Below are 16,607 nucleotides of genomic sequence, written 5' to 3'. Positions count from 1 at the left end.
TTGCTATTTTCCCTGTCTCGTCGGTTGCGGACCTAAATATGAGCGCTTCATTCCTCCGAAATCCAAGACAATCTTTTGCAATACAGTTCCGGCATCGCCACATATAATTTTCACTGTGTGTTTACCCGGTTTGTCGATATGCAAAGTGGTTTTGTTGATTCTACAGTTCTTCAACACACTTTCGTACCAGATTTGTGCATACTCAAAAGAAGAAGTAGAAGGATTCATCACAGGACCTTCGTCAATACATACTCCATATTTCGTTTCCACATTCGTTGCTTCATGTCCGGCATACCCACGGTCCTTACTTAATGTAAATGTAGGCAATACGTATGTGTAGACATCAACCGAACCTTGTTCGAATGTATAGAAATCATATTCTAGGCGAGGGGTACTGCGACCTGCTGTCCGCTGCGGGGCGGCTGTCGGGTCACCTAGTTGAATAGCTGTATTTTCTATTCCCAAGTTAGGAATCGTTCTCATTTGAATAGCTTTGTTCTCTACCTTCCGGTGGAAACCGGCAGCGTCAATAGAAACATATCCATTGTGCTCTACAAATAAAGTGTCCATTTCGGCTAATGAAGGAGAAGAAGGGTTGAAGACTGAAATATAAACATTCTCCTTCTCGCCACGATCAGATGCGATTTCCAACGTTCCGAATACTTTCTCACCAGTCGGGACCTTAGCCCAGTCGATTGAGACTTCTATACGATTTTCCATGGCAGTTTCTCCGGCTTTCTGACTTAACAGAATCCAGTTATCTGAAACCGATGCTTTCCATTTCAGAGGAGTCGCTCCTTTATTGAAAACGTCTACGTAATAGGATTGGCGGAAGTATGTGTTGAAACATGGCAGGGAATGGAAACTCTTCTGCCCTTTCAAAATATCCTCTCCTTCGGCCAATATGCCCAAAGAGGCTGCAGGTGCCAGATTTACCTTCCGCAGAGCCGGGAGTTCAAAATAGGCTGCGGCAAATCCCTGTTTCATGGTCATTACATGATCCCATTTACCTCCAAGTAATGAGTTATATCCTTTTGTTATTACTTCCAGACTGTCATAACAAGCCTTAGTCATTTTTTCCAGTTCTGCGGTAGTTGCCCTCTGTTGAATAGAGTACCAACGGTTTCTCTGTCCGTTGAGAATCATACGGTTCAATAGTTCACAACCTTTGACCGGATAATATAATGATTGATAATAACATGCTTTTTTATCTTCCGGTAAAGCTTTCAATATTTTTTCTGCCACATTTCCTATCCGCTGATATTCTGCCAGACGAGTATCCACTTCACGATAATTAGCAAGCGAGAAATCAGTATCCGTATTTCGCTCTCTTCCGTGTTTATCCGTAGCCCACTGATAACCCCATCCCATAAATTCAGGTTTACGGGCGAAAGCCAATTTATAGAAAGAGTTTATCACATCCTGATATTCGGTCCGATAGTCATCGCCCAACATACCGCACAACCATTCAGTGCGATAATTTGCTGCTCTTTCAAAATTGAATGAATCAATATCGAAAGCCATTGTCAGAAAATAATCTACAGCAAATTCACAGGACTTGATATCTCCGGCGTTGAGTAGCCAAATACGGTCAGCCGTCATATCGTATGCCTTACGGAGTTCTTCATACATCAATGTAGGGGAAGTTGTGTTCATCCAAAGATGATCGTGAGGTTTACCGAGATAAGAAGAATGATAATATACTCCCGAACGGCCGGAACGTTTCTGCTCTTTCGGACTACTCAAACGTTTCATATATCCATAATTATCATCCGGCCAGATAATGGTCACATCATCCGGAAGTTCCAACCCCTGATCGTATACATCGAGCACTTCTTTATAAGGAGTAAAGGCTTGAGGAATGTCTTCTGCACGCTTACCGATTGCATCTACCAACATTTGTCTTTGTGCCATCAGTGCTTCCTGAAGCATTTTCTTTCTGTCATCCATGTTATTGCTTGCATTCATCGCCCGGTCGTGTAATCCACGCAAAGCCAGGGTATATACATTTTCGAACGGAGCACATTCATCTACGCGTGATTTCAACACCTTGTTGACACCCTCTTTATTATTGATATAATCCCATTCACCCATTTTATCACGTTTCCATTCGCTTGCTGTATTAAACAGTAATGGTTCGCAATGAGAAGACCCCATGACGATAGCAAAGCTATCCGCTACCAGCCGATTTTCAGGAATACGGTGGAATGCCATGGATGCGTCATGCATAGCCGGACAAAGGTAATTAGCCTGAAGACGAAGCAACAGTTCACACACTTTTGCATACGTTCTCGGTCCGAAGTTTCCACGTTCTTTTTCAAAATTGCGTTTCGACCAACGATAAAGTCCCCAGTCTTCATCATTGATAAAGATACCTCTGAATTTGACAGACGGTGTTTTAGAAATGAACTTATCGACTTTTACACTAACTTGTTTTTGCTGTTTGATTGGAGCGTCCGCCCACCAATACCAGGGAGATACTCCTATTGCTTTTGAAATAGAGAGGAGTCCGTAAGCCGTGCCACGCCTGTCACTTCCGGCTACAACAATTGCTTTCTTTATGCCCGGCACAGGATTGTTGACCACTTCTATCATATAGCGTTCCCAACCTCCGGCAATAGCTGCCGTATCTATTTTGTTTCTCGATACCAAAGCGTCAATCCACCCGCTTTCTCCTATAGTACCGGCAATAATCGCATACCGCGCAGATACTCTTCCGGGCTTGCTTTCATCCATCTTCAACTCTTGCCCCGTCACACGGCGAACATCATCTACAAAAAGAGAAGCACTTTTACGTACTACAGTTGCATCTTTTCCATCAAAACAAACGACTGCATTCGTTAATGAAGAAACAATAGGGAAACTATTCTTTCCGGTTCCTTTGTCGAGTAAAACTTGTGCTTTTGCCGAAATCAGGCTACAACAAAATAAGCCCAGCAATAAAATCTTATTTTTCATATAAACGTTAGATTGACAATTAATAACGCAAAGTAAGGCAAAAAGCAATAAAACGAATAAAAGAAACCGACCTATAAATAGCAGAATATGTTCAAAAAGGCCGTCAGATATAATTAGATAAGCATCGATGGATGTATACGAACTGTATGGTGGGTATATATGACCAGCACGGTGAGTATATATATTCAACACGATGGATATATATATACACGACATTGTGCATATATACCCATCAAAGCTTTAGTTTGTTCACTGTCAGCAGCGAATAAAGCGGTAGACAGGATTTCTCCAATTGATCCATTAGCCGTTACTACAGCTATTTGTTTAACGCCTTCCACCAGTTTTCCATTTTGGGGAGAAACGATGTGCCGACGGCTGGGAGAGTCATTGCCGGAGGTTGTAAGGCATTCATTGTGGAGAAGTATATCATTAATTTTCCATCCCGAACCTACCGGATGATTACCCAAAGCAAGAATAGAACTGTTTCCCATATTTATCAATGCATTTTCTATCAGAGCCTCATTCAATATACCTCTGATTGTTTCCAAAGCATATCCCTTGAGAAAGCCGGACAAATTGATAGTTACTCCCGGCTGTGAAAAAGCGACACTACGATCTCCGGCAGATAAATGTACTGAATGTATAGTGTTCTGGTTGTAATTCTCCGAATGAACTGTGATATCGAAGCATCCCAAAGTCCTGCCATTATATTCCAGACATAAATCGATCATTGAATAAAGTTCTTCGCTAAGAACAACGGGAGAAACAGAGGCTGTCCGGTTGAGAATAGACAATTCGCTGGCCGGATCATAAAAGTTCGCCATCTTTTCCAGCCGACACAATGCATCATAAATACGATTGACCACAAGCAGCAACTCCCCTTCCGGTTTCCGGCTGCATAAGATAATATCCACCCGTGTATGCATGGAAAGGAACCAGGCATAAAACAAGGAGTTACCATCATTTGACGGTTTGTATAGATGTTGAATAGTGGTCTGCATCGTATAAAACACAAATTAGGCACGGATTACACAGATTACGCGGTTTTTATTTCATTAGAGTAACCGTGAAACCCGTGTAATCCGTGCCTGAATAAAAATCATAAAGGAGTTTTGACGTATCTCCTAATAACTAGAAAACGGAACTATTTCAGTTCTTTAATCTTCACGTTCTTGAACCATACTTCATCTCCGTGGTCCTGAAGAAGTATATTACCTTCCTCCGGATTTCCGAAATTAGGCCAGTTTTTATATTTACTGTATGCTACCAATGCATTCCACATATCATTGTTACGATCATACTCAATCAGCTTAACTCCGTTCAGCCAATGTTCTACATGATTGCCTTTTACAATGATAGTAGCAGTATTGAATTCTTTCTTGTTGAATGGTTTATCTTTAGGAGCCGGAATCAGGTCATACAACGAGCCCAGCTTTCTGTTGCCTTTCACACCCAGTTTTGCATCAGGATGCTTGTCATCGTCAAGAATCTGGAATTCGCAACCGATAGCAGAGCCTTCCCCTTTATTCAGCCCCGGATTCACAAAATATTTAACTCCGCTATTTGCACCTTCAGTAATCTTGAAGTCTACTTTCAGAATAAAGTTCTTGTATTTACGGGTAGTCACAATATCACCACCATTTGCAGATTCAGCTCCACCACTCTTCATTACTTTCAAAATACCATTTTCTATCTTCCAGCCTTTTGCAGGGAAAGTAGAAAGTTTAGCGCCTCTCCATCCGTCAGTAGTCTTACCATCCCATAATAGAGCCCAGCCTTCTTTTGCTTCGCTCGGAGAAATCGTGTTGGCAATCAGATTCACTTCCGGTGCAGCTTGCGCTTCCGGTGTCTGATAGCGTTCTACATCCGTCGTACAAATACGGATATCCTTCCAACGAACTGTTTTTCCTTCATCTGCCGCATTTCCAATAGCGTGCACTTGCAAAGCAATGAAACCTACAGGAGTCATATCATCCCAGATATTAGCACAAGGTACTCCGTTTATCCAGGTACGGATCGAATTACCAACAGCTTCAATACGGGCTTTATTCCATGCGTTATTCTTAAAAGCGGTTTTTGCCGACGGATTCAGTGTCAAAGGATAAAGCCAGTTTCTACGTGCCTCATCATAAATGCCACCCGACCAAGCGCGCTTCGAAGGATCAATCTCAAACTGATAACCGTGTACGCGGCCTTTCTTATAATCCTTCTTGCTTTCACTGCGAAGCTGTACGCCGGAATTTAAACCATCATCTATCTTGAAATCAAATTCAAGGATAAAGTCACCATAATTCTTTGTCGTTGCCAAGAATGTATTGGGAGTTCCCATCTTAGATACACCGACAATAGCGCCATCTACAATTTTATACTCGGCTTTGCCATTCAATTTCTTCCATCCTTTCAGGTTTTTCCCGTTGAAAAGAGGTTCCCAGTTTTGTGCGCCCAACGAAGCGGCACAAAATAAAAGTAAAGTTAATACAATATTTTTCATGATTATTTATTGGTCTTTCTCCATCCCCTTCTCCTAAAGAAAGGAATGGAAAAAGCTGTTTCTATTTATAATTTATAAAATTCATCCCAACCTTTACGCGGCGGAAGTCCCGCCAACATTGCATTAGCAAATTCATTATTTGTAATCTGTTTCGTGCGGCTGTCAAAGAACAGCTGTGTATTAAGCCGTTGAGCCATTACACCCAGTGAGAACACCTGACTCAAAACACCGTTGATTTCGAACGGTGAGCGCGTCTTTTCAATGCCGTTACATGCCAATAAGAAGTTCTCGAAGTGATTGGAAGGACTTTTAGGAACCTTCGGTAATTTGCCAGCCATCTCTTTCGCTTTCTCTTCCGGGATGATAGACAAAGTGCTTCCATGACTCCCCCCTTTAAAGATTAAATCTTTCGTATAGATAATCTTTCCCGGATTCAATTTAGCCGAAGGAGTATCTCCCTGATTCGTCGAAGGAATGTTCGGATCCAGTCCCGAAACTCCATAACCGGCAGGAATAGGAGGAAGATTATCCAGACCGTCATACCAAGTAATGTCTACCGGTGGCATCCCTTTACGTTGCGGGAAACGGAAGAGAATCGTGGAAGAATAAGGGAAGAAATAATCATTATGACCATTTGCGTATTGCATGGTGACTTCATAAGGCAACCCCAGTTCCAGGAACTCGTGAGCCGTATCGAGGATATGCGCCCCCCAGTCGCCCAATGCACCCATACCAAAATCATACCAGCAACGCCATTGTCCTAAATGATAATCTTTATTATATTCGTGATAAGGGGTAACTCCGAGCCAGGTGTCCCAGTCCATATCTTTCGGCAGTTGCTGTCCCGAAGGAAGTTTATAGATATTAGTGTCCCATTTATGCCAACGGCGCGGGTTATTCATGTGGGCAGTGATAGCAGTTACGTCTTTGATAATTCCCGCATCCATCCAAGCTTTAAACTGGAAATAGTTTGCTTCAGAATGTCCCTGATTTCCTACCTGGGTAACCAAGTTAGGACGTTTAAGCGCAGCTTGCATCAACAATTCCGCTTCATAGAAAGTACGGGCCAGCGGTTTTTCTACATATACATGTTTTCCGGATGCCAATGCCAGCATACTGATCGGGAAATGTGAATGGTCGGGAGTAGCAATCGCCACAGCATCAAACTCATTACCGGCTTTATCAAACATCTGGCGGAAATCTCTAAACTGTTTTGCCTTCGGATATTTAGCCATAATCTTTTGCGTATGTTTGGCACCCATGTCCACATCACATAACGCTACCACTTCTACCATACCTGTCCGCGCAAAATCTTCAATAATCTGTTCACCGCGGTTACCAATGCCGATATAGGCTATCTTTACCTTGTCACCTCTTCCTTTCTTGGGTGAAATCGTTTGAGCATGCAGTAAGTCACCTGCCCCCAACGCTAATCCGGCAGAAGCCATTGACATCGTTTTCAGAAAATCTCTTCGTGTTACCATAAGTTATTTATTTTCATTGATATTGATTAAGTTCGTGAACGAGTAAACAATGCCCGTAGCCCATTAAACAAGAGACGCAAAATCCCCCAAAAAGCATAAAGCACAAAAGTAAATATGATGATATAAAAAATAGAAGTTATCATCTCCGTAAATGGCGCATGATAAGCTATAATTGCATAGAGGTGTATCAAATTGGATACTACGAAACAAACGAGTAAAGTAATTAACTCTATTTTCTTTCGTCGTGCGGTTACAATCGTGTCTTTCATACTGCTTCGGGTGTTTTTACAGATTGATGGTTCAGATAATCTATTTTATATTCATCGGGGAAGTAGAGCATCCGCTCTTCCTCCAGTGCCTGATGTCCCAGCAAACAAAGCATACTTGCATAGTATCCTTCTTCCGCTATTCTTTCCGGTTGTTTTTGTGTTATGACGGCTTCAACGAACGCTTCCAGCAACAAGGACGTACCGTCACTCTTAGGACGTTCTCCAATAATGAACTCTCCAGTGTTCTCATTTGCAGTTTCCGGAGCCCAACTCGTTCCGGCAAAAGGAAGAGAATCGAAAACTTTGTTTTCCCAATCATTCACCATCTGCAGGAAAGCCGGTGCAGGAGCCACATTCTCAAAGTAATATTTTCCCTTTTCCGGTTCTACCGTACCAAGGTTACCCATGATCTGTTCTTCCAGTCCATAGAATTTATTGGATATAACGGAGTCGAACGTCATCTTCACCCCATCATCAAAGACATATACACAACTCACATTATCATACACATCCCTGCCATCCTTCCAATAAGTAATGGCACCATGCCCCATCACCTTCTCGGGAATCTTACGCAAAGCCCAACTTCCGATCTGAAGCTGGTGGCAAGCGAGTTCCGTCATCAGTCCCTTCGAGAATTCCTTGTAAAGACGCCAGTTTATCAGGCGTTCCAGATTGGGTGAAGGTACCGAGCGTCTCCAATCGCCATTCCGGTTCCAAAAGGTACGGATTGCATTTATTTCACCAAAGGTACCCGCATGAATCATCTCCATCGCTTTGATGTAACGAGGGTCGAACAAACGTTGTTGACCAGTGAAGAAAATCTTTCCCGTGCTACGATGTTTCTGATACATACGGTAACACTCTTCCATCGTAAAACCTATCGACTTCTCACAAAATACATGCTTTCCTGCGTCGAAAGCATCCAAGACGATTTTACAATGCGAACTAAGAGGGGTAGCTACGAGTATGGCATCTATCGACTTATCTTCCAGCACTTCTCGGTAGTCACCATACACTTTGGCATTAGGCACAAGTTCCAATGCGCTCTCGATAGACGGTTTATAAATGTCGCACAATGCTACGATCTCGACTTTGGGGTTCTTAGCCAGAAATCCCATTAAAAAACGTCCCCGGGAACCAGGACCGATTATTGCCAGACGGCACTTTTCGTTTGAGGTGTTCGTCACCTCCGAAAAAGCAGAAAGCCAAGGGCTTGCAGCAAGAAGAGTGCCAGCCCCGGCTATGCCTAAATTCTTTAGAAAATCCCGCCTGCTAATAGGGGTATGTTTCATGCTTGTGGTATTTAAGATTATAATTGGTTTATTTGAAAATCAGTTATTAAATACAGGTGCTTTTTGTGTTTCGTAAGAAGGAGATCCTCCCTCTACGTAAGGCCAACCTTCTTGGTCCCACTTGATCTGGTCCAACAACAGAATACGTCCGTTCTCCGGGGTAGATCTTGAAAAACCATGATACAGAAGCCAGTCTTGTCCGGCATCATCCCGGATAATCTGCGAACCGTGCCCATTGCCTACAAAATGATCATTCGCACCTATCACCAAAGAATAACCATTTTTCAACATCGGTTTACCAGTCTTGTCTTTGTACGGGCCCCATACTTTCTTGGAACGTCCCACTACGACTTTATATGTACTTTTCACTCCTTGACAACAACTTCCTATGGAGGCAAACATATAATAATAATCGTCGTGCTTATGGATATAAACAGCTTCAAAAGCAGTTCCCGCTATTCTCTTTTTTTTCGCTCCCGGCATGATCGACAACCCATCCGCAGTCAGTTCAATAACATATATTCCCCGGAAGCTGCCCCATACCAAATAGTTTCTCCCCTCATACTGCAGGAGACTAGGATCGATCGAGTTCTGTACACCAATCTCATTGCTACGGAGCATCTTACCATGATCCGTAAAAGGTCCCTGCGGAGAGTTGGCCGTAGCTACCCCTATTCCACACGTTTGTTCTCCTCCCCACACTGACATTGCATAATAAAGCACATATTTACCGTTAATATAATTAATGTCAGGTGCCCAGATTCCAGCTTTAGGTTCAAATCTGGGACGAGTTTTATTCGTGAATGCAGTGTTGCAATACGTCCATTCCACCAAATCTTTCGACTTCATGATCGGAACGTTTCTGGTAGATTCGGTAGCATACACATAAAAATAACCATCTGCAGCTTTAATCACCGTAGGATCGGGCATGGCAATATCTACAACCGGATTCTTATAACTCACTGCAGACTTTGTCTGTGCTCTCCCCTGCGAAAGACAAGCACCTATCATGAATACGAAAACGAACAAATTTACATACTTTTTCATCAAATCATTCTTTTAAAAGCTCCTTTTTACCTTATCTTTATAGCTATAAATTAATATTAACTTACAAAATCCTTTGGAAGCACTCCAAATTGCTTCTGGAAACACTTGGCAAAATAAGACGGAGAATTAAACCCTACCATATAGCAAATCTCATTTACCCGGTTTTCTCCTTCTTTCAATAATTGAGCAGCCTTCTTCAAACGTTCCAGTCGAAGATATTCATTCGGACTCAAATCCAAGACTCCCTTTATCTTCCGATAGAAATTAGAACGGCTCATATTCAGGCTATCCGCCATATCATCCATGCTAAATTCCGGATTACTATAATTCACCTGGATAACCTCATTCAACTTCTTTATAAAATCTTCGTCAGCTTTTGTCAACGCCATCGTATTGGCTGCCACAAAAGGAGACTGTGCAAAAGCCTTGCGCAGTTTCTCCCTATTCTGAATAAGGCTGGAAGCACAAGCCTGTAAATATTCCACAGAAAAAGGTTTCTCCAGATAAGCATCTGCTCCCAGTTCCATTCCCTCTATCTTAGACTGGATATTCGTCTTCGCAGTCAACAAAATAACGGGAATATGGCTATAATTCAAATCTGACTTGATCGTCTTACACAATTCAAAACCATCCATCACAGGCATCACAACATCACTAACCACCAAGTTCACATAATTACCATCCAACACTTGCAACGCTTCCGCACCATTAGTGGCAGTCAATACAGTATATTCTTTCGATAGCTGACGCACTACAAAGGCAAGCATATCCGGATTATCTTCTACAACCAGCACTGTAGGCCGATTATCTTTCTTTTCCGTCTCTCCAACAGGAATTTCATTCATCCTGTCTATTTCAACTTCCGGTTCCGGTGTTAAGGTTATTGTCATATCCTGAACGATCGGCAAAGTCAGACAGAAGGTATTATTTTCTTCCCCTGCTCCCATAGCCAGGGTTCCTTGATGCAGTTCTGCCAATGAACGGGAAAGAGCTAAGCCGATTCCTGTTCCAGTGGTCACTTTTCCGTCTTCTTTTTCATTGAAACGAACGAAAGGTTTAAATATCTCCTCCTTCATCTCATTGGGAATAATCACCCCATCATTCTCTGTACGAATACGGAATGAATTATTATCATCCGCTTCCGGCACTTCCAAAGATATGTGTACGTAGCTTTCAGCATACTTCACCCCATTGTTCAACAAATTACTGATAATCTTCGTAAACGCCTCCCGGTTCACATGTGCATAAAAGTCCTTTTCAGGCACTTGCAAGGTGAATTCCAAACCTTTTTGTTTGGCAAGGGAAGTGAAACGTACATGAGTCTCCTTCAAGACCTCCGTTACATTACATTTCGCAAAATTCAAACGGAATCCCTGACTTTCCGTTTTACGGAAGTCAAGTAACTGGTTAGTCAGGTTCAACAATCGTTCCGTATTCTGTTTCATTACGTTCAGGTCTTCCCGTGTTTCCGCATCAACCTGTTTCTTCAATATAATGTTTTCCAACGGACCTTTAATCAATGTCAACGGCGTACGTATTTCATGGGCCACATTGGTAAAGAAATCAATCTTTGCATGGTAAACTTCACGTTCTTTCTCCTGCTCGAATTTTTCCATCTGCCTGCGGTGTTTGTTGTTACTACGCCTCTTGAAATACATAACTGTATATAAAGAACAGCCAATAATCAGCAAAGCATACACACAATACGCCCATATAGAAAGATAGAAAGGAGGAAGAATATGCACTTCCAATATCACTTCATCGTCACTCCATACTCCATCACTATTGGCAACTTTCACCCGGAAGGTATAATCACCATATCGAAGATTGGAGTAGGTAACAATAGGGCTTTCACCAACTGTCAGCCAATCCGTATCAAATCCCTCCAGTTTATACATAATCCGGCTCGTTTTTGGAGCCTGGAAATCCAACGCTGCTACACGGAAAGAAAAAGAATTCTGATTGGATTGAAGCACAAGCTGGTCGGAGAAAGTTATACTCTTCTCCAACGGAGATCCCGGTTCGCCGGCATATACCTCCTTACCAAACAGAAAAAAATCAGTAATGGCAACAGACGGAATGAACTTATTCTCCGAGAAATTCTTGGGATTAAAAGCGATAAAACCATCGATGCTACCCAGATAGATCGTACCATCCTCGGTCTCAAAGCTTGAACGATAATTAAACTGGTCGCCCAACAAACCATTGGAGGTGGTATATACTTTCATCACTCCAGTGTTAGGTTGGAAGCAAACCAGACCATTATTGGTTGTCAACCATAAAAATCCATCTTTATCCTCCACAATCTGATATACAACATCGTTCGGCAATCCGGCCGATAAATTATAATTGGCAAATGTGTCCGTATCCGGCTGAAAACGACAGAACCCTCCTCCCTGGGTAGTCAGCCAGATTTGCCGGTGAGAATCTTCAAAGATGCTCAATACCTTGTCATACGGAAGACTCTTCGGATTATTTTCATCGTGCAAATAGTTCTTCCATTTCTTTTCGCTCACATTGTAGCAATAAGCTCCATTTGCATAAGTTGCCAGCCATAGATTACCACCGGAATCTTCTTTTATATCATATACAAACCTGCCGTTCAATTCCGGTATCCGGTCGAAATCATCAGATTGTTTATTATATCGCAGCAAGCCGAATAAAGTTCCCAGGTAAATATCACCTGTCGTTGTGCGGCAAATAGAGAACACACTATTGTCAATCAATGAACGGGGAGAATCTGTTTTCTGATAGGTTTTCACAATAGCCCCCGTATGCGTATCCACCACTTTCACTCCTTTTGAGAAGGTTCCTACCCAAAGATAATTATCAATCAAACACAACCCATGCACATTTGTAAAAGCATTGCTGGGTGTAAAGAAGGAGAAAGTCTTAGTCTTCGGATTGAAACGGTTCAAACCACCGTCTTCCGTACCAATCCACAGAATACCCTGATTATCCTGGCAAAACTCACGTACTCGTTTTCCATGCAAACCATTATCTGTTCCTTTCGGATAATATTTTTCGAAATACGTATAAAAACGGGGATAGTAGTTCACACCGCCAAAGTAAGAACCAATCCAAATGCCACCCTCACGATCCTTGCACAATGAATAAATAGCATTATCGGACAAAGAATAAGGATCATTGATCGAACTGCGCAAATGAACATATTTGGCCGTCCGGAGATTATAAATATAAAGTCCCGACTCTGCACCAATCCACAGTTCATTGTCAGAAGCAACCAGCAGTTCACGACAAAAAACAGACTCTCCGGTTTCATCTTCAAAAAGTAAATCATGTAATTTATTTGAAGTCAGATTCAGTTCTTTCACCCCTCCTTTTAAAGAACTAACATACAGACAATTGTATGCACCTTTCACAATACAGGTCACTACGTCGTTCGCATAAAATTCCTTGTTATCCACGGGCGAGACATAAGGCTGAAGAGTTTTTAAATGGTCTTTTGAATAAAAAAGCCCATCTCCATAGCAACCGATCCAGAGAGTTCCGCTATTATCGAAGACAAAAGACTGGATATTAGTGGTAAGAAAAGAAAAGTTCTTTAACGTATGATTCCGGAGTTTTCCTTCCTCCAGGTCATAACAAAATAACCCCTGTGATTCTACCGCCACCCAGACACACCCTTTGTTGTCTCCGGAAATTGCAGTTACAGTATGTTCTATTTTAGTGTTTTCCTCACTCAATTCAGCAAAGTGCCGGAAAGAATCTTTTTCAGGATTATAAATATAAAGTCCTACGTCGGTACCTACCCAGATATCTCCTTTCGCATCTTCATAAAGTGCTGTGATAAAATTATTTCCGATACTCTGCCGCGTACGGTCATCATGTTTGAATTTACGGAATGACAAACCGTCATATCTATTCAAGCCATCTTTGGTGCCGAACCACATAAAGCCCTGTCTGTCCTGCAAAATCGCATTGACCGTATTCTGGGATAATCCGTTTTGTACACTTAGATTTTTAAAATAGTAATGTTCGTCCGCCATTTGTGCATGACAGCCTATCTGATAGCCTATTAAACATATTAAAAGTATTAGAACCTTCTTCATAAACATACGTGTTTTCTATCCTTCCGTTTGAGTTACCAAATGTAGGCAAAATCATAGCGGAAAGATAGTAAATATGTCTCAATGAATGAAAGAATAGTCCTATTTTTCTATTCGGATACGCGCGTCAACTGCTACAACAGCCTTTTGTGTTGCTAGAAGCGGATTTATATCCATTTCTTTGATTTCTGTAGCGAAGCGTAACAAAGTGGACAAACGAACAATAATTTCAGCAAACTTATCTTCGTTGACTCCTTTTTGTCCCCGTGTTCCCTGAATGATTTTATAGGCACGCAGCGAATGAATCATTGAATACGCCTCTTCGTAGGAAAGCGGAGCCAGACCGGAAGACACATCTTTCAGCACCTCCACAAAAATACCTCCCAAACCGCAAAGTACCACATGACCGAACTTCTCTTCATACTTTGCACCGATAAACAGTTCCGTACCTTTCAGCATCGGCTGTACCATAATTGCCCTAGCATCAGGAATCTGCATCATACGATCGAATTCCAGTGCCAGATGTTGCTCGCTTTTGATGTTCAGAACTACACCACCGACATCCGATTTATGCACTGGACCAACGACTTTGGCAACTACCGGGAATCCGCACCGACGGGCAAAGGCTACTATCTCCTCTTTATTATCGGAAACAAACTCATCTACCAGCGGAATACCGGCAGCATGCAGTAATGCTTGTACGTAATTGGGAGCAATATAACCATTCTCCGGAATAGAATCGATAATGCGACGAATCCTCGGAACGTCTACTCCGAACAGTTCTATTTCAGGAACTGCAGGTTTAGGAACATTGACAATGCGGGAAAGGGCAGTACCCAGGGTCACTTCATCTGCAAAATTCACGTGTCCTTTTGCCAGGAAGGCGGCAACCTCCGCTCCGGCTGTATTAATCGAAGGAAGTATAGGGAAAATCGGTTTCTTGCAAGTTTGCATCTTCTCGTGAAGCACGTCATACATTTCAAACATGGTAACCAATCCCGGAGTTCCGAAGATGGCCATCATGGCGTCTATATTGTCGAGTTTCTCCTCGCAGTAGTCGATGCAAAGACGCAGATGCTCCGGTGTTCCGGTAGCCAGAATATCAATAGGATTCCCAACGGCAGCACCGGGGAACAGTCGGGCTTTTAGTTCTTCGGCTATTTCTCCTTCCAGTTTAGGAACATTCAGTCCGCCTTTACTCAAGGCGTCTGTCAGCATCACTCCCGGACCTCCGGCATGGGTGATAATAGCAAAATTCTTCCCTTTCAATTCGGGCAGAGTAAACACACAACCTACAGTAGTCAATTCTTCACGAGAGAAACAACGTACAATCCCCGCTTTACGGAACAATGCTTCCACTGCCGAATCGGAACTGGCGATTGCACCTGTATGGGAAGACGCCGCCCGGCTTCCGCTCTCCGAGCTGCCAGCTTTGATTGCTGCAATCTTGCATCCTTTTCGAATCAAAGAGGAGGCATGGAATAACAGCCGGTCCGGATTCTGAATACTTTCAATATAGAGCAGTTTCAAACGGGAGTCTTTTTCAGGATCAAAGCTTTCATCCATAAATTGCAATACATCTTCTACCCCGATCTGCTTGGCATTTCCCACCGACCAAACAGAATTAAATTGCAAACCTTTTGTCACAGCACTTTCCAGAATAAATACCGCCGTAGCACCGGAGCTGGAAATCAAATCCACCCCTTTCGGATTCAAATTAGGAATCGGCTGGCTGAACACACTATGATGCCATGTATTCATCAATCCGATACAATTAGGTCCAATCAATGAGGCCCCGTATTTATTGACTGTTTCCAGAATACGTTCTTCCAACAGTGCTCCTTCGTGAGTTTCTTCACCAAAACCTGCCGAAAGTATGATAAATGCCCTGGTTTGTTTTTTACTAGCCAATGTTTCCACTATATCAGGACACATTGAAGCAGGCACAGCCAACACCGCCAGATCCGTATCCGGCAGATCATTCACATCGGCAAAAGCGGGAACTCCCTGCACCTCCTTCTCCTTCGGATTCACCGCTCGAAGTTCTCCCTGATAACCTCCGTTAATGAGGTTCTTTAATATTGCGCCACCCGGCTTATGTACATTATTCGATGCCCCTACTACGACAATGCTTTCAGGACGAAGCAACTGGGTTGTTATCATATCATGCTTTGGTTTTCGTTTAACTTGAATACAAATATATTCTTTCTTATGAGAAAAAAGAAAGAAAAAGGGGAGAATTGTATATAGAAACAGACTGTAAAAAAGAAAAAGATTAAGATTACAAATAGATTATACTAACTTTTTGAAAAATGAAGCCGTCATCTCTTCATGAAATTCAGATCATCAGGGATGAAATTATTTTTATGCAGAAAAAACGGATATAAAACTGATGGAGAATCTGGAATATACGCTACAAAGATCAATATGTATCAAAAAAGGGAAAGAGAAACCATTTGTAAATTTCAAATTCACACGAAATAGGGATTAAAACAAATTATATTAATAGTTCAAAGAGATTATATATAAAAAAGAATCAATTATCTCAATTTTACATTTCAAATTAACACCATTAGCATCTCACTATTTCAGGAACAACCAGAAGAAAATTTGTGCCTAAAAGACTCTTTTACCTCTTTGTTTAAAAGCAAAGACATGTTTCTTTCTAACCAATGAATCGTTCCTTTAAAAGCAACAGAAGCTTCCTTTAAAAGGAACGGTGTTCAATTCTGCCAATAATTATACATATTTGCTTATTTATATTCAAATCCACATAATTATCTCTGCATATTCTTACAATATCTTATACATTATTTATTTTATTAGGACGAAGTTTAGATACTCATATATTGTTTCAATCTTAAAAACAGAACATACGAAAATAAATCCAACATATCAGCAAATAGTTTTATGTTAGAATAGCTATCAAATTTACATCATTCTTATGAGACAACCACGGCTATGAGAATGAAAAATCTGTGTTAATCCGTGTAATC

General features: G+C 41.8%; 9 protein-coding genes. All 9 read right to left on the bottom strand.

All coding sequences use genetic code 11. The annotated features are described in order from the left end of the window. Positions 1 to 3: 3 nt before the first annotated feature. The 9 genes from NQ505_RS06380 to NQ505_RS06340 all read right to left on the bottom strand — a co-directional run bounded on the left by NQ505_RS06380 (position 4) and on the right by NQ505_RS06340 (position 15,774). Entirely contained in the window at positions 4 to 2,958 is a 2,955-nt protein-coding gene (locus NQ505_RS06380) for a glycosyl hydrolase 115 family protein (protein ID WP_009001101.1), read from the bottom strand. Positions 2,959 to 3,143: 185 nt separating this feature from the next. Next, positions 3,144 to 3,959 (bottom strand): FAD:protein FMN transferase, encoded by an 816-nt coding sequence (locus NQ505_RS06375; protein ID WP_009001102.1) that lies wholly within the window; start codon positions 3,957 to 3,959, stop codon positions 3,144 to 3,146. Between the two features lie 143 nt (positions 3,960 to 4,102). Beyond that, positions 4,103 to 5,452, bottom strand: a complete 1,350-nt coding sequence (locus NQ505_RS06370) for a DUF1080 domain-containing protein (protein WP_032852408.1) — start codon at positions 5,450 to 5,452, stop codon at positions 4,103 to 4,105. Between the two features lie 62 nt (positions 5,453 to 5,514). Further along, complete coding sequence (locus tag NQ505_RS06365; RefSeq protein ID WP_009001103.1) at positions 5,515 to 6,933, bottom strand: Gfo/Idh/MocA family oxidoreductase; 1,419 nt, start codon at positions 6,931 to 6,933, stop codon at positions 5,515 to 5,517. A 26-nt stretch (positions 6,934 to 6,959) separates the two neighbouring features. Then, positions 6,960 to 7,202, bottom strand: coding sequence for a hypothetical protein (locus tag NQ505_RS06360; protein ID WP_008646559.1), 243 nt, complete (start codon positions 7,200 to 7,202; stop codon positions 6,960 to 6,962). Next, complete coding sequence (locus NQ505_RS06355; protein WP_004311144.1) at positions 7,199 to 8,494, bottom strand: Gfo/Idh/MocA family oxidoreductase; 1,296 nt, start codon at positions 8,492 to 8,494, stop codon at positions 7,199 to 7,201. Before NQ505_RS06355 ends, NQ505_RS06360 begins: the two co-directional genes overlap by 4 nt. 39 nt (positions 8,495 to 8,533) lie before the next feature. Further along, positions 8,534 to 9,541 carry a family 43 glycosylhydrolase gene (locus tag NQ505_RS06350; protein WP_009001104.1) on the bottom strand — a complete coding sequence of 336 codons (1,008 nt, stop codon included), beginning with the start codon at positions 9,539 to 9,541 and terminating at the stop codon, positions 8,534 to 8,536. 56 nt (positions 9,542 to 9,597) lie between these two features. After that, positions 9,598 to 13,614: a two-component regulator propeller domain-containing protein gene (locus NQ505_RS06345; RefSeq protein WP_032854022.1), complete on the bottom strand. Its 4,017-nt coding sequence runs from the start codon at positions 13,612 to 13,614 to the stop codon at positions 9,598 to 9,600. A gap of 99 nt (positions 13,615 to 13,713) precedes the next feature. After that, positions 13,714 to 15,774, bottom strand: a complete 2,061-nt coding sequence (locus tag NQ505_RS06340; protein ID WP_009001106.1) for an acetate--CoA ligase family protein — start codon at positions 15,772 to 15,774, stop codon at positions 13,714 to 13,716. Positions 15,775 to 16,607: the final 833 nt, after the last annotated feature.

This window comes from Bacteroides sp. D2 (assembly GCF_025147085.1).
Taxonomy (GTDB): domain Bacteria; phylum Bacteroidota; class Bacteroidia; order Bacteroidales; family Bacteroidaceae; genus Bacteroides.
This window is presented reverse-complemented; position numbering and strand designations above follow the sequence as displayed.

Excerpts from the sequence above, each read along its gene's own strand:
- NQ505_RS06380 (WP_009001101.1), bottom strand. The coding sequence starts at position 2,958 with ATGAAAAATAAGATTTTATTGCTGGGCTTATTTTGTTGTAGCCTGATT.
- NQ505_RS06375 (WP_009001102.1), bottom strand. The coding sequence starts at position 3,959 with ATGCAGACCACTATTCAACATCTATACAAACCGTCAAATGATGGTAAC.
- NQ505_RS06365 (WP_009001103.1), bottom strand. The coding sequence starts at position 6,933 with ATGGTAACACGAAGAGATTTTCTGAAAACGATGTCAATGGCTTCTGCC.
- NQ505_RS06360 (WP_008646559.1), bottom strand. The coding sequence starts at position 7,202 with ATGAAAGACACGATTGTAACCGCACGACGAAAGAAAATAGAGTTAATT.
- NQ505_RS06355 (WP_004311144.1), bottom strand. The coding sequence starts at position 8,494 with ATGAAACATACCCCTATTAGCAGGCGGGATTTTCTAAAGAATTTAGGC.
- NQ505_RS06350 (WP_009001104.1), bottom strand. The coding sequence starts at position 9,541 with ATGAAAAAGTATGTAAATTTGTTCGTTTTCGTATTCATGATAGGTGCT.
- NQ505_RS06345 (WP_032854022.1), bottom strand. The coding sequence starts at position 13,614 with ATGAAGAAGGTTCTAATACTTTTAATATGTTTAATAGGCTATCAGATA.
- NQ505_RS06340 (WP_009001106.1), bottom strand. The coding sequence starts at position 15,774 with ATGATAACAACCCAGTTGCTTCGTCCTGAAAGCATTGTCGTAGTAGGG.